The sequence below is a fragment of the Syntrophomonas sp. DTU019 genome (genome assembly GCA_913757435.1).
In the GTDB taxonomy this organism is placed as follows: domain Bacteria; phylum Bacillota; class Syntrophomonadia; order Syntrophomonadales; family Syntrophomonadaceae; genus DTU019.
In genome coordinates, this window is record CAJYDM010000001.1 from 575654 (window position 1) to 593708 (window position 18055).

General features: G+C 44.6%; 28 protein-coding genes. All 28 read right to left on the reverse strand.

Annotated elements, in window-relative coordinates; all coding sequences use genetic code 11:
• Positions 1 to 82: 82 nt before the first annotated feature.
• The 28 genes from AC15IQ_RS02825 to AC15IQ_RS02960 all read right to left on the reverse strand — a co-directional run bounded on the left by AC15IQ_RS02825 (position 83) and on the right by AC15IQ_RS02960 (position 17933).
• Positions 83 to 667, reverse strand: coding sequence for a hypothetical protein (locus AC15IQ_RS02825; RefSeq protein WP_483177172.1), 585 nt, complete (start codon positions 665 to 667; stop codon positions 83 to 85).
• Positions 654 to 1022, reverse strand: a complete 369-nt coding sequence (locus AC15IQ_RS02830) for a hypothetical protein (protein ID WP_483177173.1) — start codon at positions 1020 to 1022, stop codon at positions 654 to 656. Before AC15IQ_RS02830 ends, AC15IQ_RS02825 begins: the two co-directional genes overlap by 14 nt.
• A gap of 81 nt (positions 1023 to 1103) precedes the next feature.
• The gene (locus AC15IQ_RS02835) at positions 1104 to 1286 is read right to left on the reverse strand and encodes a hypothetical protein (protein ID WP_483177175.1); all 183 of its coding nucleotides are present in this window, start codon (positions 1284 to 1286) and stop codon (positions 1104 to 1106) included.
• Positions 1287 to 1475 carry a hypothetical protein gene (locus AC15IQ_RS02840; RefSeq protein ID WP_483177176.1) on the reverse strand — a complete coding sequence of 63 codons (189 nt, stop codon included), beginning with the start codon at positions 1473 to 1475 and terminating at the stop codon, positions 1287 to 1289.
• 8 nt (positions 1476 to 1483) lie between these two features.
• Positions 1484 to 2227, reverse strand: coding sequence for a type II secretion system F family protein (locus AC15IQ_RS02845; protein ID WP_483177178.1), 744 nt, complete (start codon positions 2225 to 2227; stop codon positions 1484 to 1486).
• A 14-nt stretch (positions 2228 to 2241) separates the two neighbouring features.
• Positions 2242 to 3012 carry a type II secretion system F family protein gene (locus AC15IQ_RS02850; protein WP_483177180.1) on the reverse strand — a complete coding sequence of 257 codons (771 nt, stop codon included), beginning with the start codon at positions 3010 to 3012 and terminating at the stop codon, positions 2242 to 2244.
• A complete protein-coding gene (locus AC15IQ_RS02855) occupies positions 3013 to 4338 on the reverse strand; it encodes an ATPase, T2SS/T4P/T4SS family (RefSeq protein WP_483177181.1) in 1326 nt (441 codons plus the stop codon). It abuts the gene before it with no gap.
• Position 4339: 1 nt separating this feature from the next.
• Entirely contained in the window at positions 4340 to 5020 is a 681-nt protein-coding gene (locus AC15IQ_RS02860) for an SAF domain-containing protein (protein ID WP_483177183.1), read from the reverse strand.
• A 14-nt stretch (positions 5021 to 5034) separates the two neighbouring features.
• Positions 5035 to 5826: a hypothetical protein gene (locus AC15IQ_RS02865; protein WP_483177184.1), complete on the reverse strand. Its 792-nt coding sequence runs from the start codon at positions 5824 to 5826 to the stop codon at positions 5035 to 5037.
• Positions 5823 to 6302 carry a prepilin peptidase gene (locus AC15IQ_RS02870; protein ID WP_483177185.1) on the reverse strand — a complete coding sequence of 160 codons (480 nt, stop codon included), beginning with the start codon at positions 6300 to 6302 and terminating at the stop codon, positions 5823 to 5825. The genes AC15IQ_RS02865 and AC15IQ_RS02870 overlap by 4 nt, the downstream gene beginning before the upstream one ends.
• Before the next feature lie 234 nt (positions 6303 to 6536).
• Entirely contained in the window at positions 6537 to 7595 is a 1059-nt protein-coding gene (locus AC15IQ_RS02875) for a CpaE/TadZ family protein (protein WP_483177739.1), read from the reverse strand.
• Between the two features lie 23 nt (positions 7596 to 7618).
• Complete coding sequence (locus tag AC15IQ_RS02880) at positions 7619 to 7855, reverse strand: hypothetical protein (RefSeq protein ID WP_483177186.1); 237 nt, start codon at positions 7853 to 7855, stop codon at positions 7619 to 7621.
• A 13-nt stretch (positions 7856 to 7868) separates the two neighbouring features.
• Positions 7869 to 8927 carry a hypothetical protein gene (locus tag AC15IQ_RS02885; RefSeq protein WP_483177188.1) on the reverse strand — a complete coding sequence of 353 codons (1059 nt, stop codon included), beginning with the start codon at positions 8925 to 8927 and terminating at the stop codon, positions 7869 to 7871.
• Positions 8928 to 9091: 164 nt separating this feature from the next.
• Entirely contained in the window at positions 9092 to 9217 is a 126-nt protein-coding gene (locus tag AC15IQ_RS02890; protein ID WP_483177190.1) for a J domain-containing protein, read from the reverse strand.
• Between the two features lie 12 nt (positions 9218 to 9229).
• Entirely contained in the window at positions 9230 to 10084 is an 855-nt protein-coding gene (locus tag AC15IQ_RS02895; protein ID WP_483177191.1) for a type II secretion system F family protein, read from the reverse strand.
• Positions 10033 to 11358: a TadA family conjugal transfer-associated ATPase gene (locus AC15IQ_RS02900; RefSeq protein WP_483177192.1), complete on the reverse strand. Its 1326-nt coding sequence runs from the start codon at positions 11356 to 11358 to the stop codon at positions 10033 to 10035. Before AC15IQ_RS02900 ends, AC15IQ_RS02895 begins: the two co-directional genes overlap by 52 nt.
• Positions 11351 to 12088 carry a CpaE/TadZ family protein gene (locus AC15IQ_RS02905; protein WP_483177193.1) on the reverse strand — a complete coding sequence of 246 codons (738 nt, stop codon included), beginning with the start codon at positions 12086 to 12088 and terminating at the stop codon, positions 11351 to 11353. Before AC15IQ_RS02905 ends, AC15IQ_RS02900 begins: the two co-directional genes overlap by 8 nt.
• 1 nt (position 12089) lies before the next feature.
• Positions 12090 to 12716: an SAF domain-containing protein gene (locus AC15IQ_RS02910; RefSeq protein WP_483177195.1), complete on the reverse strand. Its 627-nt coding sequence runs from the start codon at positions 12714 to 12716 to the stop codon at positions 12090 to 12092.
• On the reverse strand, positions 12709 to 13407 hold the full coding sequence (locus AC15IQ_RS02915; RefSeq protein WP_483177196.1) for a hypothetical protein: 699 nt from the start codon (positions 13405 to 13407) through the stop codon (positions 12709 to 12711). The genes AC15IQ_RS02910 and AC15IQ_RS02915 overlap by 8 nt, the downstream gene beginning before the upstream one ends.
• A complete protein-coding gene (locus AC15IQ_RS02920; RefSeq protein ID WP_483177197.1) occupies positions 13407 to 13607 on the reverse strand; it encodes a Flp family type IVb pilin in 201 nt (66 codons plus the stop codon). Before AC15IQ_RS02920 ends, AC15IQ_RS02915 begins: the two co-directional genes overlap by 1 nt.
• Before the next feature lie 13 nt (positions 13608 to 13620).
• Positions 13621 to 14424, reverse strand: a complete 804-nt coding sequence (locus AC15IQ_RS02925; RefSeq protein WP_483177198.1) for a type II secretion system F family protein — start codon at positions 14422 to 14424, stop codon at positions 13621 to 13623.
• 15 nt (positions 14425 to 14439) lie between these two features.
• Entirely contained in the window at positions 14440 to 14643 is a 204-nt protein-coding gene (locus tag AC15IQ_RS02930; protein WP_483177200.1) for a superinfection immunity protein, read from the reverse strand.
• A gap of 14 nt (positions 14644 to 14657) precedes the next feature.
• Positions 14658 to 14999, reverse strand: coding sequence for a DUF192 domain-containing protein (locus tag AC15IQ_RS02935; RefSeq protein ID WP_483177201.1), 342 nt, complete (start codon positions 14997 to 14999; stop codon positions 14658 to 14660).
• 12 nt (positions 15000 to 15011) lie between these two features.
• A complete protein-coding gene (locus AC15IQ_RS02940; protein ID WP_483177203.1) occupies positions 15012 to 16211 on the reverse strand; it encodes a TadE/TadG family type IV pilus assembly protein in 1200 nt (399 codons plus the stop codon).
• Positions 16171 to 16557, reverse strand: a complete 387-nt coding sequence (locus AC15IQ_RS02945) for a TadE/TadG family type IV pilus assembly protein (RefSeq protein ID WP_483177204.1) — start codon at positions 16555 to 16557, stop codon at positions 16171 to 16173. The genes AC15IQ_RS02940 and AC15IQ_RS02945 overlap by 41 nt, the downstream gene beginning before the upstream one ends.
• Before the next feature lie 10 nt (positions 16558 to 16567).
• Positions 16568 to 16972 carry a hypothetical protein gene (locus AC15IQ_RS02950; RefSeq protein WP_483177205.1) on the reverse strand — a complete coding sequence of 135 codons (405 nt, stop codon included), beginning with the start codon at positions 16970 to 16972 and terminating at the stop codon, positions 16568 to 16570.
• Between the two features lie 197 nt (positions 16973 to 17169).
• Positions 17170 to 17538, reverse strand: a complete 369-nt coding sequence (locus AC15IQ_RS02955) for a hypothetical protein (RefSeq protein ID WP_483177206.1) — start codon at positions 17536 to 17538, stop codon at positions 17170 to 17172.
• 2 nt (positions 17539 to 17540) lie between these two features.
• Entirely contained in the window at positions 17541 to 17933 is a 393-nt protein-coding gene (locus AC15IQ_RS02960) for a hypothetical protein (RefSeq protein WP_483177208.1), read from the reverse strand.
• Between the last annotated feature and the right edge of the window lie 122 nt (positions 17934 to 18055).

An 18055-nucleotide genomic window follows, 5' to 3' on the forward strand; every position in this document is an offset into this window, starting at 1 on the left:
TATAATTCTCTATTCTGCAGTACCACTAGCCATTCGCTATACATAGAATCCGATATTACCGGGATACTGTCATAAACTGCAGTTATCGCAATATTTTTGCTGCAGACCACCGTGCCCCTTCTATCTGGTTTTTGCCCAACACAGGAACCATTGTGGTTGAGGTTGTTGCAACGCAGCCAGGTTTGTCTAAAACTATCTTCGTCCCGCTGGCTACACCCATGTCTGAAAGGTTGATTGTGAAAGGAAGTTTACAGGAGAAGTTTTCATGTCCGGCAGGTGAGTATTTTACCCCTTCGGGTAGTCCATAGTCATTTTCCCCGTTGTATATTATCAAAACATATTCAATATCAGTTATCGGTGAATTTGCCCTTGGGGTCATATCCTCGTTGAGTTTCAGATTACTACCCAATATGTCTTTAAAGGCATCGTGGGCGTTGCCTGGATTAATCATCGGATTATTATGGGCTTGCGATAGCGGGTTGACCATTAATGCTGCGGATCGGCAAGAATCGTTTAATGCCTGCTGCATATCTAAGTCTGTTCCAAATACTGCCCTAGCATGATCGAGTGAAGATATCAAATAGATTGTTAATACTGGCAGCATAAATAAGAACAGTATGGTAGCGGTGTTGCCTTTTTGAGATTTTAATATCTTACGGGCCGGCATATTCGCTTACCACCTTTCCGTAAAACTCAGGTCGGAGTGTATTTTTTTCCCCTAAGAAGAAATCCATCATAAATGGGCTTTTTTTGAATTCGGTCTTGATATTGAGTTCGACCACCGGGTAATCAGTCAGGCTTCTCGTCAATCTTGTTTCAGGAGCAGTTATCTCAGTAACTTCTAATCCAATATTGTCCATTTTGAGTTCCATTTCCTCGCGGTCGGAATCGGACAAATACCCTTCTATCCGGCTACGGTCAAGGTAGTAATTCTTGATGTGTTCTCCCTGCTGAATTCTCACCATAGCCATCCAGTAATCTGCCGCGCCGAATAGAATAACGAATAATAATACTGATATCATAAGAAAATCTATAGTTGCTTGGCCTTTTTGGTTTTGGATAAAACCACCCCCTTTAAAGAATGTAGGCAGGGTTTCCCCTGCCTACATCCCACTTCCCGTTACATTAGTTATACCGTCTATTACCTTGTCGTGTATATTCTCAACAGGGGTTCTCATAGCATGACTTACTGCCACTGCGATAATAGCCACGCCTACCATGCCTACAAGCAACTCAACTGACGACTGGCCTTTCTGGGAGCGTAAAATCGCAATGATGTTCCGCATTTACTCTAATTCGATTCCATCTGCCAGGGCATCCAATTTCCCGGTCATTTTTCCGGTGATTCCAGTTTCACCGGTTATCCCGCTTTTCAACCCTGCCGAAACAGCTACCGCTACCACGGCGATACCAACCATAATAACCATGTACTCCCATGTGCCTTGTCCCTTTTGATTTTTTAAAATTTCCATCATATTGTTTGTTAACCTCCTAAAAATTGATTCATTTCGTTGAATATCCTGGTGACTAACATTCCACCAAACATACCTACCAACACAACAATGGGCAATAATCGGTATATCAATAAGAAAAGGGGTTTTTGGGCTATCCTTGCCTTGGCTAATGCCTGGCGTTTTTCTTCCATCTGTTTAGCTTCGGCTTGAATTATGTTTGCCAAGTTTCTTGTCCCAGCCTGGTTGATCTGAATTAACAGAGAAACAAGCTGGTTGCCTTCAGGAAGATTAATTAAGTCTTTAAAAAGTTCTAACGCCTGCACATCGCCATGCGGCCATGCGGCTAAAGTTTTATTGATATCAGCAGCTAAAATCGGAGTAAATTCTCTAGCATTGGCAAGAGCCTGGGGTATTGAATACCCCGCCTGGGTGAAAATCTCAACTGCGCTAAAAAGTAAAAGACATTCTTGTCTGCGCCTTTCCTCCTTTCCCTTGTTTAATACGCGGTATGTGGCTTCCGCAACGCCGGCTCCCATGACAGACAGGATGGGAATGGCGGTTGACATATAACTTGTGCCGTTTGTCAGCAGGATAGCCCCGATAAGGCCGATCCCCCCGCCGACAACCAGCCGGGTATCATTGTTGGGCTTTGAGACTGAGAATTGCTTACTGACCAACTGGGCCTGAGCTTTGCTGATGATTACCTCTGTTGAGATGTAAAAACAGACAAAAACCACAACAGCTAGGCCAGCAGCACCTATCACAATGAACATGGCGTTTCCTCCCTTTAAGAATCCAGAATCAGTCTGTCCATGAACATCCACAGAATGATAGCCAGGAGCCAAAGGGTAAAGATAACTCTGCCTGCCGTGGAAGCGGCGAAAATAGCCATCTCTTGGAATTTGCTGGACAGCAGGAAATAAGCCGGGGCTGGTAGGGCTAAAAGTATTATGTTAGTTATGCGGGTGGCAGATAGTTCAGTGGTCTGAAAGTTCTGCTGGTCACGGGCAGAGCTTATCTTGTAGCTCAAATCCCGGAATAGGGGTGTAATAGCATCCCCTTGGGTTTCTGCTGAAACTAATAATTTAGCGAAGATGTACCCATAGGGTATATCTAACCTTTGGGCTATGCTTTCCGAAACCTGTTCAAGGGGGGTATTGAATGTCAATTCTGCATATGCTTTGCGGAAAATCCCTCCTACCGGATCGGGAATTCTCAATCCAACAGTTTCCAGCGACCGGGGAATACTCTTAGTAATGGTGATTGTATTGGTGAACAGCGACACAGCAGATGACAACTGTTCTAACACCCTGGAGCGGTGGCTCTTGTTTTTGTAGTAGGCGATTTGGTGCGGCAGGTAGATTACTATGATCGCTGCGATTAGAGCGGGAGCAAGGTTTCTTAGCCAGACAAAGACCGCGCCCATCACAACAACCGCTAAGAGATTGATATTCTTGAATTGAGTTGGAAGGGCAGGTTTTTTTATCATCCCTGTTAGGATGTAAACTAAAATCCCCAGGGCTGTGCCTATTCCAACACCAAGCAGGATTTCGTACAATTAAATCCCCTCCCAGGCTTCATGAATTTCCTGCAAGGAGACCCCGTATACTTTCATGTTGTTTATACAGCGTTCACTAAGGGGGTTTAATACCTTCCATTCCCCATCCCCGGTATAGTTGTCGCTATAAGCTTCCCAGGTAACCAAGGGATTGTATCTTGTTTTCCCGTTTTCGATCACCACTTCAGTAATTGAGGTAATCTTCTTAATTCCAGTCCTAGCATCGTTGAAGGTTTGAATGATAATCTGGAAAGCCTGGGCAACGCGCTCTATCACCAAATCCAGGGGAAGGTGCGCCTTTTCCTTTAGGGCCAGCATAGCAGTGTTTCTAACTGCTTCTTCTGGAGAAGAAAACGATGAAAAGTGCGCTGTCGCCATAGAACCGTCATGGCCTCGGGTGCAGGCTTCTATAGTTGTCCATACCTCTCCTTTACCTCTAAACTCCGGCACTATGATAACATCAGGAGTGATTCTTAAAATTTTTGTGAACAGCATCTCCATGTCGGCCCCTACTTCGGGATGAGCCTCTAACTCCCATATCTCCCTGTCAGGGTGTATTCTCGCCAGTTTTAATTCGTTGTCGGTGTCTAATACCCTTATTGACAACTGGGGATCTAATTGACTCGCTAGTAATCTTAAAAGGGTCGTCTTGCCGCTGTTTACCCCACCGCATACTAATATGTTTCTTCTGCCCTTAGTGAAGATAGCAAGCATTCGAGCAACCCTCTCGTCAAAGGTTTTAAGTTTTATAAAGTCTTTTACATTCAGGTTCCCAGGTTTGCGAAGCGCGAAGCAGTACCGTTCTGTAACCGGGCGGCATATGGCGGTTAACCGGGAGCCGTCAGGTCTTACCAACTCCATAGTCGGGTTGGATTCATCCAGGGATACCCCCATGTCGCTTGCTGGCTTCAAGCGATTTATCATATTCCCTACTTCAGCGTTGCTAAACTTTATATCAGTTGTCTCCAGTCTTCCTTTAAGGACCACATATACCGTCCCCTGCGGGGTAACTCTTATCTCGTCAATCTCGGGGTCTTGATAAAAGGAAGTTAATGCTCCTAGGCCGTAACAGTCGTGAAATATATTCACTGCGGCAACAGAATTGTCGTAATCATGGATAGTAATAAGCTGTTCGGACAACACCTGCTGGATGATTTTTAAACATTCCTCATAAGCCCCAGACACTCCTGACTTGGCAGCTTCAAACATTGCCACCCAGTCGGTGTTTGAAGATTCAACAAGATGCTGAACAACTCTTTCTTCGGCCTCTTTTAAAGACAAGACAACAGGCGTTATTTCTAATGGTTCTTTATTACGAAAAAACAATTTAACGCCCTCCTTTGACTTCTACCACTGGATCAATGGTTTCTTTGGTCTTTTTGGACAGCGATAAATAGCTTTGTTCTGCCGAACCCTGAATTACATAAGGAACTTCCTGGGGACTCACAAGCAGGTATACTATGCGCGGCGGCTTGGTCAGATTCGCGCTTGCAGCAGCACTCTGAACTACTGAAACTCCCCTTGTAGAAACGCCTTTATCGTCTGTTACTCTCAATACCCGGCAATTCTGCGCGATCTTGGGTGCAGCCTCGCCCTGGCTGGTGGGAGAAATCCTGTAGATATCTACCAAATCGCCTTCGTTTACACCAGCGCATCTAGCCGGGTCAATATATACCCCTACTACTTGCTTTTCTTCAAGGTCTTCTGCTTTGCTGATGACTGTTCTTATGTCGATGGGCTTTCCAGCATATAAAGGTGCAACGGCGATCCTGTCTTCTATCTGTTCGGGCGAAAGGGCAGTATTTTCATCGGTTATATTCGGGGGTACTGCTATAGTGGTCAAATTATCACTTGTCACTACTGAATAGGCTTCGATTGTATCCTTTGGAACCAGAACTCGAACCGTGGTAGTAGATGCTTCTATGTGCTGTTGGATTTTGGCATAAGAAAACCCAAAGGCCGCCAAGCTAATAATCAGAGCAAAAATCAATGAAACTCTCTTGTTCAATTTGAATCCCCTTTCTACGAGAAATACCCGAATAGCCTGCGTTTTTCGGGGTATAGTGGCTGCAGTATTTTACTTACCTGCTTCTGGTACTTTCCGGGGTTGATGCCGTGCAGTTCAGTAATATGTCCAGCGACTTTTGCTCTGGTGAATTCTTTTAATACTGAATTATACCGAGTGTTCTGTCCCATCCATATGAACTGCGTTTTTTCCTCATATTTTTTATACTGGGTCAGTAACAGTCTGGCGAAATAAACCCCGGCTAGATTATCTGCGATTGGCAGATAGACGATATCGGACAGACCACATACCATGTCTAATAATTCCAACGGCGTGTTTATGATTACGGTAGGAAAGGAATTTAAAACTCCTGATATCAGAGAGAGTTTTCTCTCGCGTGGCGGCATGAAATAGATACACATATCCCGGTAGGGTTTTTTGTCGGAGAATTCTTCCCAAAGGACGTTGGTGTATTGCGGAATCTCGTCTATACTCATGCCAAAGTAAAGCGGCAAAACCGAAAACTTTTCTAAGTCTATTGCTGCAACAGGATTGTGGCCGGACACATACATGGTAATCTCTGCGGCCAGGGCGGGATTTTGCAAAATAGAGATCACCCGCCCCCGGTTAACAATTTGTTTCTCGACAACCTTTATAGCCATCAAAGGGTCATATCCGGCTAAATCATTTTCGTTAACAGTGCCTTCAAGGACGCTATTAACCAAATCTAGCGGGATAGATAAGGTTTCGGCAATGTCATCGACTTCTACATGGTGAGATAAGCTGCGGATTTTATCGGCAAGATTCAACACATCGCCCCCTTCTGTATAAAAAATACGATCCACGCCGCGATAACCAGAAACGTCCCAAACGGGACAGAATCTTCAGATAGATCATGCTGGGGAATCGCGTCCGCTTTATACAAGACCTTTAAAAGAACCCCTCTGAAGAATATAACCATACGCTTCGCGAAGCTTCTTTTTTTAATAAGGCCAATCGCTCCCCAAATAAAACCCAATAAAGCCCCCAGACCCATGACGTAAATTATGGCCGGACAGCCGAACCATATCGCCAGGGCAGCGGTAAACTTCACATCGCCGCCTGCTATTCCACCCTTTAGGGCCATAAAAAATAAAAAAGCGAATATGACTGCTGCGGTGAGGATGTTAGCTAACGCGCCCGTGTAGATCGAGTATCCCATTCCCAGAAGAAAAACAGGAATGGTTACATAATCATACAAATCCCTCTTGGTAGCGTCTGTGTAAGCTGAGTAAGTAAACGGCAACAAGCATCCATAAATAATAATTAAAATCACCCCCTTTATGAAAAGAGAAAACCCGGACTTTTTGGTCCGGGCTGAGTGGGGTTGTATTGGGGGTTTAAGTGATTCTGCACATTATTTAATCCGGGTTTAACCGCCGTGTTCCCTGCGGTTTGTTCTTGTTATTATTATAACACTTTTCTCATGGTTTTTAATCATTTTTCTGCCTAAAGGTTATGAAATTACTGCAATTTTGGATTAGTGCGCTACTGACCTTGTGAAAAGGGGCTTTAGCTTTTGCATCGGATTAGCGAACTTACTAAAGAAGCCCTTGGGTTCGGTTTTTTGTATTAAACCAAGCTTGGCATATACCTCAGAGCATACATCCTCCCAGACTTCTTTGTTTAATATAGTGGCGCGATAACCAGCCTTTACTTGTTCTTCCCATGCTTCGGGGATATGAGCAACTACTTTAGGCAGTGTCCGGGATTCTTTTTTAAACCCCGAACAGAAGGCATCCAGTATTTTTCTCGGACTGGCATGACGAGAGTTGTAGCGGTTGATGATTATTCGCATTTTCTCCGGCGGAACTCCCATTGCGACCAAGGTAATCCCGAATCTTTTAGTTTCGCTCACAGAAAACAAAGACTGGTCTACTACAGAATAAACTAGATCACTGCGCTCAAACAAACTATGCAGGTACGGTAAATCCCATGGCGCAGGCGGAGTGTCGCCTACTATAACCTGAAAGTTCATCGAGTCTATTATCTCAGTGATTTGTTCTCCCTTGATAGAACCCCTCGGGATGTTCTCTTTTGGGGCGGGGAGAACATACAGGTTGTTTTTGACCTTGATGGGCTTGACCGGGCCTTCAAAATAATTATTCGTTTCTACTGAATAGAAGGCTCCAATGTTTGGCCCGGCGTAATCGAAGTCACACAATAAGGTTTTTACATTCTCCGATAATACTTCGGCGAGTGATATAGCGGTGGTGGTTTTACCCACCCCACCTTTGTTAGCATAGCTTAACAATAATAGTTTGTCTTTGGGTTCAAATATTTCCTCGGGTTCCTCCGAGGTTTTTATTAAGCCGACCGCTTCTTCTATGGTGTTTACAAACTTTGCATCAGGGCGTGACTGTTTGGCCGCCCAGTCGGATACTGTCCCAGATAGAATGATTATCGCTTCATTATCCTTTGGGATAGCTTGCGTGTTTATTGCGTCTGCTATTGTATAGTGCGCATCAAAGGGGTCAAGGGTAATTGAATGGCCTTTTCTTATTACTGCCTCTGTATAGTCGGGGTTACCTAAAATCATTACTTTCAAAACAAATACCCCCTTCAAGAGCTAATTACTGTGCCTGGTGCTTTCCAGTGAGTCCCCCGCAGTAGTGTATCGAACTTCGCGCCCCCCTGAACGTAGGTGGTTTCATCTTTTGTGTTGGTAATTCTAAGCGAGCCATCACTATCTGCCCATAATATATAATCTGGTTTTTCTTCTTCTGAGCAGTCCCAGCTTTGTCCAGACACCAACCTTACTTTATGCGGTGTGATATATCCAGGAATGAATGTTTTCAACGAATTCTCCTTTCTATAAACTGGCAACAAATTCCTCAATGGAAAGTGCCTTGGGGACTCCGGCCTTATATGCAGATAGTGTGCTATTAGAGTCGGGTATGACCGCATCCAGTTTAAAGCCACTGGCGGCCCAGTCTTTTACTGCCTGCATCCCGAGTTCGACATTAGCGCAGCAAACATGGATTATCTTTGAAGCCTGAGTATAAACCGCTTCCATAGCGTTGGTTATCTGCGCATCAACTTCGACTATAAGTCTGTCGGGGGTAAAGTTAGCATTGTAGTTTACGATGTTCCCGTCAGAATAAGCGTTTTCGGTTGTGCTTTTCATAAGCTGCGATCCGACTTTTAAATACCCGGCGTTTGATCTTTGCGCGATCTCCTGCGCGACTGCTTCGCTGTTAGCGTTGGGAGTGGATTTGAATACCGCGATGATTTCTTTATTATTGATAAAGCTATTAAAATCAATCTGCGCAGGCGAATATTCCTGCTGGGGCTGTACCGGTTCAGGCATGGGTCTTATATTTTGCTGGGGCTGTTGCTGCACAGGTTCCCTTATGGGTTGAATATTCGGTTTCACGGGTTTCTTTCGGGGTTGCCAAACATAAATATTGGGACAGATTTGGTTCTCGTTTATGAATTGGCATATCTCATTGAGGGTCTGTATCGTAAGTCCTTCAGAAATAGAAAAGACTCTTTCGTCAGAGTGCATTTTGCCATTGGAATAATAAATCACTGCGGCAGGAGAGAGGTATTTAAGGGCCTCTTGATGACACTGAGAGTCTTTCTCGGTGATTACTGCCATAGGTATCTGCATCTTGATAGCCTTATAAATATCCTGGGTATTGTCCAGAACCACTGCCACATCTCCAGCAGCGGGGCGATCAAATTTGCTGAATGACATAACAGGAATACTGCTTAACGGAGCATATGCCTTGATTTCTTCCGGTGATTGATTAATGAAAGTACGGATAAGACCACTTCCTTTCTTATTACCAAGAAAAATTTTTTCGCTTACTTCGGCTAGTCTCAGTTGAATATCATACATTCTTTGTTGAAAATATACTGAATTCAAAAGTGCGACTGCTGCTATGAATCCAGCAAAACTTACGCCCCAGAACAAACCCCAAGATATCCGGGGCGGCTGGGGCGGTGACAAAAATCATAGTATTCTTGATTTGCTGAATATGTTTCCCGGTATTTGCTAAGTTCTTCGTGGGCGATTTTGACGCGCAGAAATTATTTAGGGTCGTGCCCTAAGTCAGGGTGGTGTTGTTTTATAAGCTGCCTCCAGCGAGTTTTTAGTTCTTCTTCGGTGAAAAATGGACTGATCCCAAAGATCAAAAGAGCTTCGCTTCGGTTCACGCTAGGCCCCCTTTAATTCAGGATGTTCTCGGCCATTTTAGCTCCTACTTTGTTACCAATAACTATAAGCCCGACAATGATTACTGAAACGATAATCCCCCCGGTGGTGTGGAACAAAGGCGCGATAAAATCAGGAGCAAAAAAGCGCATAAATATAATCAGGGCAAACGGAAGAACCGACAAAACAACCATTGTAGCACGAACAACCATTGTCATTGCTGAGACTTGCTTCCTATCTCCCCTGCGGTCATAGGCGGCCTGTAAAAGATGGTTGCAAGCTTGAATTAGGTTGCTGCCAGTGCGGTCATATAACCGAAAAGCCATCTCTAGCTGTTTCAGGGTGGGCCAGTTGTATTCTTTGGCGGCGATCCCTAATGCTTCGTGGTAATTTGTCCCGGTGCGGTTTTTGCGCAGGATTTCCAAAAAAATATCCTTGGCGGGATTTTTAATACTCATAGCGGTTTCTTCCAGGGCTTGGTAGGGGTTAGCCCCGCCTTGCAGAGACGAAACGATAGAGGTTAGTACCTGGATGTATTGTTCTTCTAATATCTCTCGCTGTTTGTTCTGTTTACTGTTTATCTGCCAGTTAGATATGAAATATGCGCTTAAAACTCCGATTATCAGTGTTATAAGGGGCTGTCCAGTAACCAAGTACCCGGCGATGGTCCCAACTATAAGCCCGAATGCCAGCGATTTATAGCGGGCAGTTAACTGAGGCTCAGAAGATACGAGTTTTTCATTCTTTATTGCTACGCCGTGGTTGAAATAACTAACCCCAAACATAGCAAAGGCTACGAATAACAATATACAAGCTATTAGTATCGTGGCCTCCACCCCCCCTCCCTCAATTTGTTTTCGAGCCGCCATTCATTGGCGCACCATTCCCAAGCGTTGTCCCGATATTCCCACAATCGGCGGCTCTCAATTTCGATCGTGCGACCATCGGCAGCTCTAACAGGGCCCACCACTTCAGCAATATGATCTAATCTTCGGTGGTCGTCCTTTTGAACGACATAGATAACCAAATCTACAATGTCTGCTATTTGTTCCAAGATTGCATCATTGGAAAGCCCCATATTTGCCATACGGATCATGTTTGGTAGACGCTTATTTAACAGATGTTCTGCATTGTTGGCGTGGCCTGTTCCAAGCGAGCCTGTATGCCCGGTCCCCATAGCCTGCAGGAGGTCAAAAGCTTCTTCCCGTCTGACTTCCCCTACTATGATTATGTCTGGGGCCATGCGGAGCGCGCTCTTGATCGCGTCTGACAATGTGAATATTCCTTTGCCTTCAATGTTGGCATCTCTTGCTTCTAGCCTTCTTACATCCGGGTGCTGAAGTTTAAGTTCTGCCGGGTCCTCGATAGTAAGGATAGAAAGAGAAGAGTCTATAAAACCTGCCAGCACATTAAGCCAGGTAGTCTTGCCAGATGATGTCCCCCCGGCGATGAATATATTTAACCTCCGTTTGATAGCGGCTTCCAAAAATAACATCACTTCAGAGGATACTGCCCCGTTTGCAATCAATGCTGAACAATCTATGTCTTGTCTGAAGCGGCGGATGGAAATGAGTAAGCCATCAACCGCATATGGCGAGATGTGCGCCATCATACGGGAGCCGTCATGCAACCGTGCGCTAACCATTGGCTCGGCCTGGTCAATGCGTTTCCCGGTCTTGGCAATCATCCTTCTAACAAGGTCCACTCCCTGTTCGATACTGTCAAACTTTTCGGCGACTTCTATTTCTGCGCCATGTTTTTCAACTCTTATTGTTAAGCCGTTTACCTTAATCTCTGTCACATCGGGATCATTGAAGTATTTCTCTAATGGTCCGTAACCAAGAATGTCAGAGAACAATTGTTCGGTTACGCTGTTGGTGTCTATATCAAGACGAAGGTTTTTGATTTGATATTCCACGATATTGTAGAACTTGTTTTTAACCGATGGGTTACGGGCCTGTTGAGGGTCGGTTTCCGCAAGGGTCATCTGTTTTCTAGTCGCAGACTGCACCGCATCCCTTAACTGGAGGTATAATTCGCGTGCGACTTCCTCTTTTTGGGTTTCTACTTTAGGTATTTCGATAACTTCTTCGATTAGGCGGTGTCTTACCGCAAGTGAGCTTACAAGATTAATGTCAAGCATCGTCAACCTCCTTGAAAAGAGTTAGCATAGGGTTTTTAATAGTTCGGTCGGGAACTAAATCCCGCTTGTTTGCTGATTCTGCAATGTTTTTACTGTAGGGAATTTCTGCATCCGGCATAAAATATTTGCCTGCATCTTTGGCATTAATACTGCCCTGGTAGTTTTGCTGATTTAATATCACCCTTACTCGGTCCTCACAGCCCAATCGGTTTAGGATGTCTGCTGTTTCAACGAATGCGTCCATGTTGGGGCGGTCCGGGCGAACAACCACGCAGATTAAATCTGATAATTGTGCTACAATCCAGCTTGGCCCGTATAGCGGGCCGAGGTTAGCCACAGTGAGAGGGCTTGTCTGTTTTAAAAAAGTAGTCGCTTTCAAGAGTAGTTTTGCATCTATCATAGAAGCATCCAATATTCTATGCGGTACTCCCGGAAATACTTTTATTCCTGAAGCGTGGACTTCGCTGGCAGTATAAATCATGTCCGGGGAGAATATGCTTTGTATGTCTAATATCGAAGCCGGGGTTTCCCTTCCAGTGGGGTATCCCATATAAGAGCGAACTTTGCTTTCAGAATTGAAGTCAATTAAGGATACGTCTTTTTTAATCCCAGCTAAAGTATGGGCGGCAAGGCAGGCTAAAGTGCTTGCCCCCGCGCCCTGCTTTACAGAAAGAAAAGAGATTAAAACTCCCTTGCCGGCTTCTTGTGGCGTGGTAGGAAACGGCAGCATTTTACCCCTCCTGTTCTTCGGGTGTTTCAATATGGGTTTCGATGTTGGTTTCCGATGGCAAGGATATCGTAATTGGCTTCCCTCTTACCATCACTTCAGCAATAACTGCCGAATAGTTGTCCGGCACCGCGATAATATACTGAGCGTAATCCCCTTCGGGTACGCTTAACACGACCGCTCCTTTGACGATCTCAGCGACACCTGCAGGGGTTTCTCCAAATATATTTACAGAATCTCCTTTGCGGACCCCCAATAGGCCGTACCCAACCCCTTCGGGTAATTCTAGTGCTGTCCATCCTTCGGGGGCATAGCTTTTAAGAGAGGCCATTAAAGAGCCTTCCAGCGACAAATGTTCGCTGCGCATCATATCTCCCCGGACTATGGGGCCGTTGATGAGCGTTTTGCCGACCACATCAGAAGCAGAAGTAAAAGCGGTTAACGGAACGACCTTGGGCGGCAGTGATATAGTTGCCAGGTGTTCTTTAGAGATAACGGTACCTACTTTTATGTTTTGATTGGCTACGATTACTGAAGCCGTGGGCGACATTGATTTAATGCTGAAAAATACAATCGCTGCTGCTAGGGCGGCGATCACAACTGGAACTGCAAACATCATCTTTTTATTCATGCTGACTCCTTTCTAATTTTGCCGGGGTAATTTCCTTGCCCCGGTATAATTGGTCTTTAAGCTGCAAAACGGGTACAAATTTTGTTGGAGATGTAGGTGCTGAGATAACCTCTCCGGTATAACCTTTTTCTCTTAGAATCATTTCCCCCCTTGCAAGCGAAGTGTGCGGAGTTACAACCGGCTGCCATAGCAAACCTTGCGGATCAGCTTCTATAAATTGCTGAAGTGCGTCATTACAGGAATGGCAGTCGGGAGAAAAGTACAACCGAGGCTTTTCGTTGATGGCCTGGGCTACTACTGTTTGTTGCGCTATAATCGGCGATTGGCTGAAGTCTGGCATAAGGTTAATGAGCAGTGCGACACTAACAAGGGATAATCCCAGCAGAGGGGCGATGAATGGTGTTTTGGGTTCGATGATAAACCCCATCAATCCCCCCAGCATAAACAGCGTGGCCGCCAGGGTGCAATACGGGCAAAACACCGTAAGCGTCTGGGCCAAGAAACTGCCTGCCGCAGCAATCAGTGCTATGATAGCCGTCATATGATAGCGTTTTTTGTAAATACAATAGACACACGCTAGGGCCATTATTATGCCTGGGATAGTCAAAAGGCCGAAAGTGTTTATAAGTAAAACGATCAAAGTTCCAATAAAAAAGAGGGTATTAATAATACCCTCTTTTGTGACCGGCATTATAGGCCGCCTCCGCCGCCACTAGCGGGCTTGGCACTCTCAATTTCTTTTTGTACGTCAAAGAATTTTTCAGAGATGGTCGGCCCAAGAACAAGTAAAGCTCCTATGGCTATGACAGCAATCAGTGCGATAATAAGCCCGTACTCGACCAGCCCTTGACCGTTCTGGTTCATTAAGATGTTTTTTGTTTTTTGCAGCATTTAGTTTCCTCCTTTACAGTGCGCTTAACAGCGAAACAATTGACGGATATCCAATCGTCATCAACAACGGAATAAGCATAAAAAATGTCACCACAAAAATTAGCTTGATTGATAGCTTTCCTGCCGCCTCCATCAGTTCGTACCGTTTTGTCATGCGAATTTGGTCGGCGTATTCCTTCATTTTCTCTGCCGCCGGTGCGCCTTTAACATAAATTTGGTTTATCGCACTCACCAGAGTTCCTATTTCGGCTACATCTATGCGGTAGGCCCAATCATAAAGAGCATCGGAGAGGTTTTTCCCGGAAGCGTTTTCTTTGATTACTTTTTCTATCTCAGCTTGGTAGACCCCGCCCGTGGCGTTTCCTGCTTCATATAAAGCAGAACCGATGTCTGGCATGGAATTTAAAGCTGTAGACAGATAAGTTGCAAAGTCGTCCAGCTTGCTTTTAACTTCGGACTGTCTGGCACTAATTGTTTTGTCGAGCCTTATGTTTGGGTAAATCCATCCGATGGCAGCTCCGGGAAGCAAGAGAATGAAAGCAATGAGCGGTAAAGAGAACAGAATACTGATGACTGCCAATACTGCTAAGTATCCTGCCGCTAGAACAACTTTCATCCCATAGTGATATTCTGGCGAAATATCTAGCCCGGCGCGTGTGATTTTTAGCTGAATAAGGGATTTTTCTTCTTCGTTGATTATCCTTAACCCGGTTCTACACAATACCTCCTCTGTGTCAATTTTAGGTTTGAATTTTAGGTATAATGGCATACCTACTGCGGTTCCTACTAGTAAACTAGCGATTACTGCTGAGTCCAATGTCGCACCTTCTTTCTATTCTGACTTGGCGGGGGAGGTTAGCGACCAAATTAAAGACCCAAACCAGCCAAGAACTGTCCAGCCCGCAAGGATGTTCAGCACAATGATGGCAACCTTATTGTGGTGGTTCCTAAATCCTGCGATGATGGCCGGAATCAGATACAAGGCTAGGCCAAACAGTATTGCCAGGATGAAAATAAAGCCTGCTAAAAAGTCCATTGTATTCTCCTTTCTTAATGAATTGCTACTAACCGGTCGTTCAATTTCAGGTCCATGACCTGGATCGTGCCTTCCGGGACTTCCAATACATGAGCAGCATCTCGGACAAGAGGACTGCACTTGAAAGGCTTCATGCTTTGGACCAGGTGGGCGACACGGTATTCTTCCGTCAGAAACACAACATCAAATAAAAACTCCATGAACAGCGAATGAACCTGTTTACAAGGAGTGATTAAAAGTCCTGTATTTGCAGGCAGTTCTTTGTATCTAAGAAGCCCCACAAAGCGTTTGAAAAACGTATCGGCCTTCTGGATATCGGCGATTACTGCTCCGTTTCTTTGGTTAACTAATTGCAATCCGCGTACCTCCTAATCTTGCCAGCAGGCTTCAGCAGGGACTTTGCTCCACTTGCCATCGGACAACGGGCCATAAAGTCTGCCCTTTCCTGTGGCCTGGTCTTTTGCGTCCCGGTAAGATGAAATCCCCTGGGCGCATACGTTGGTGGTGAAGTAAAAATCATCTCCGGGCTGGTAGTCTTTTTTGAACCATTGCGGGAAAAGGCTCTTAATATGAGATGTGGCATAAACGACTACTGAAGGGTAATAGGGGCTGTCTTTTTTGTCGTAGCCGTATACTTCTAACTTGGTGATACCTGAAGCTTCAGCATTCCCCGGCAGGTTGACATTAAAATACTGCCCTGCTGCACCGGTGTACTGAGCATCTATTCCTGGGGTTTTTTTAAGGTTAGTGTTATACTGACGCATATTTGTTAAGGTTTCGATAAAATCCCCCGCAATAGACTTGTTTTTTATACTGTTGTAAGCATCTATGCCTTTTGCCTGCCATTGCCGACATTCCCATCCGATAGACGGATCAAAATTTGATTTAGGGCATTCATAATAGTAGCCGCCCACCCGCATCCAACTAGACAGCCAATAGTTTGAGTTGTTCAACAGGCGGTCTATGCTCTGCAAGGACAGCCCTTCCATCATGCGGCTTATCGAGTTTCGGTTATCATATGAAAAATACGGGATTATCTGTCTGGTCGTAGAAGTCAATTGTTTCTCGATATCATTGATGTTTTCTGCTTCAGTGCCCCAACTCATAGAGTGGGTATCATACGTCAATTCTCGATTAACTAACTGATACCAACAGTCGCCACGGGAGCCTTCACACCCCCCACACCTGGGTGCGCAGTATTGCTTCCAGCCCCCATTATCAAGCAAATCGACTTCATTGCCGACTACTCTTATAGGCGGTACCATCCCGCAATCTTCACACCAGCAATAGGATTTACCGTCTTCGTCTTCTTCACATATTCTTTCGGGGCCGAGGTCTGTTATGACATTAATTGTCACATACCTATGCGTCCCACTTCCGGCCGCTGCAAGCGCGGCGGCATCGGTTGCGGTTTGCAGTTGTTCCCGGACAATCATAATGCGCCCGAATTCCACCATCCCAGCGAAAAGAATACAGATAAATAAGATAAGGAATACTCCTATTATCAGAATATTTCCGTCCTGGTTATTAAGGATTTTCCTCCCCCCAGGGATAAATTGCTCTGGCATTTAAGTCCACCCCCCCGTAACCTGTTTTGTTTAAGAAAGAAAAATGCTTGTGAGAATAAAAGACTTCAAAGACTATGTTGTTGTTATTAGGATAAGGATGTACTGTTGGCTTGTTTGTAGCAAAATACTGCTGTATGCAGTCCTCGGCCATATTCCTCCCGGCATCAAGGTTGTTTGTAATGGCAGCCTCCCTCGCGCCTTCGCGGGCAACCTTGTGAATGTAAATATCAGCCCGAACTATGTTGATAACCTCTACCGCGCACAACATCAGAACTACCAATATTAAACAAGTGAAGACCAACTCGATCATTATGGAGCCTTTCTCGGATTTAAAAAGTTTTTGCATGACCCCCTCCTTACTTTTTGCCGATGTATTTTTCCGGGTAGCGGATATAATATTCCATCGTGGCCTGCGAATACTTCGATATTGCAGGCATCTTAAAAACAAACAAATCCTCAATCCTGGGAATGGCTGTGACTACTGCTGTTGCTTTGTCGCCTTCTCTGGAAATGCTTATCTGCGTGTCTTTGATGAAAATATATCCCCATCTATCCATATAGGTTTTCCCGAAAGTTTCGGCTCTTTCTTTGTTTTCTGTGACTGCGTATTTCCTGGCTGTCTCATGGGCTATTTCCTGTGTCAGGAAACTTGCCGTTCCCCAGTAAGTAGAACCTATAAGACCGAAGCAGAACAAAAATAAGATAATGATTGATATGCTAAATTCTATGATTGCCTGGCCTTTCTGGTTTTTGAGTATCATATAATCCCACCTTTATAAAAATGGTCATTAAAAAACCCCGCCGAAGCGGGGCTTTGACTAATATTTTCCTGGGTGCTATCATTTATTTTCTGAGCGTGATGACTCCCCACGGCTTGGGCGGGGAATAGGGTTTATTAGTTTGCGAAGAACACCCGTGACTTCAGTCGTGAGTAGTTCACAGAGACTTAGGAAGGTTTTTATTCCGGTGGGTGAAGCCGCAGAATTGCCTTTTTATAAACTTGCATATTATCCCTCGGACCGATTGCTATAATATCCATCTGGATTATCCCGGTTGTTAACTTAACCGGTTTATATATAATCCGCAGATTAAGGTTTTTACTTTTTATTTTGGCGTAATCATGTAGCTGGCCTTCGCACCGATTGGCATTACCATCTGGTTTGAATAATGCTCCTTTTTCGGCTTGCTTAATAATTAACTTCAGAATATCCTGTCTTTTGCCAGACGTAAATGACTTGTAATCCTGAACGGCACTTGGGGAGAACATAACCTGGGTTCGGTATTGATCCAGCAGAAACTTGTTAAGCTGTTCAATTTTATCTGCCATTATTAATCCTCGTCTAGTTTGGTGTTGGGCAGAGATTTCACCAAATCATCAAAGTCAAAATCGCTATTATCAAGCACCTTGCTCAGTGGTATATCTGCTTTTTCGTTGATTCTTTCTATGGCAATTTCGTACATAATTTCGTCAGTTGATCGCTCTACGGCTTCTTGGATTTTTAGAAGACGCTCATAATGTTCTAAATCAACAAGAACCCCAATAGCGTTACGATTTTTATGGTTTTGAATCACATAGATTTCCGGGGTTTCTTCCCCTGCATACTGGTTTAATATTTCAGATAGTTTATTTGTTCTGGTTAATTCTGTAACGCTTAAAACATTCTCTTTCAAGAATCTAAAGGTGCTGGATGTAGGCTTTTTGTTCACTCTAATCGCGCTCACTTTCTAACCTTCCCTTCAGTTATTATATGATAATGTGCGCTGTTTTATGTGTCAATTATAACACATATGGTGCCTACAAAAAAATACCTATTTGCCAACTATCAGTGAAGGAGACTAAAATT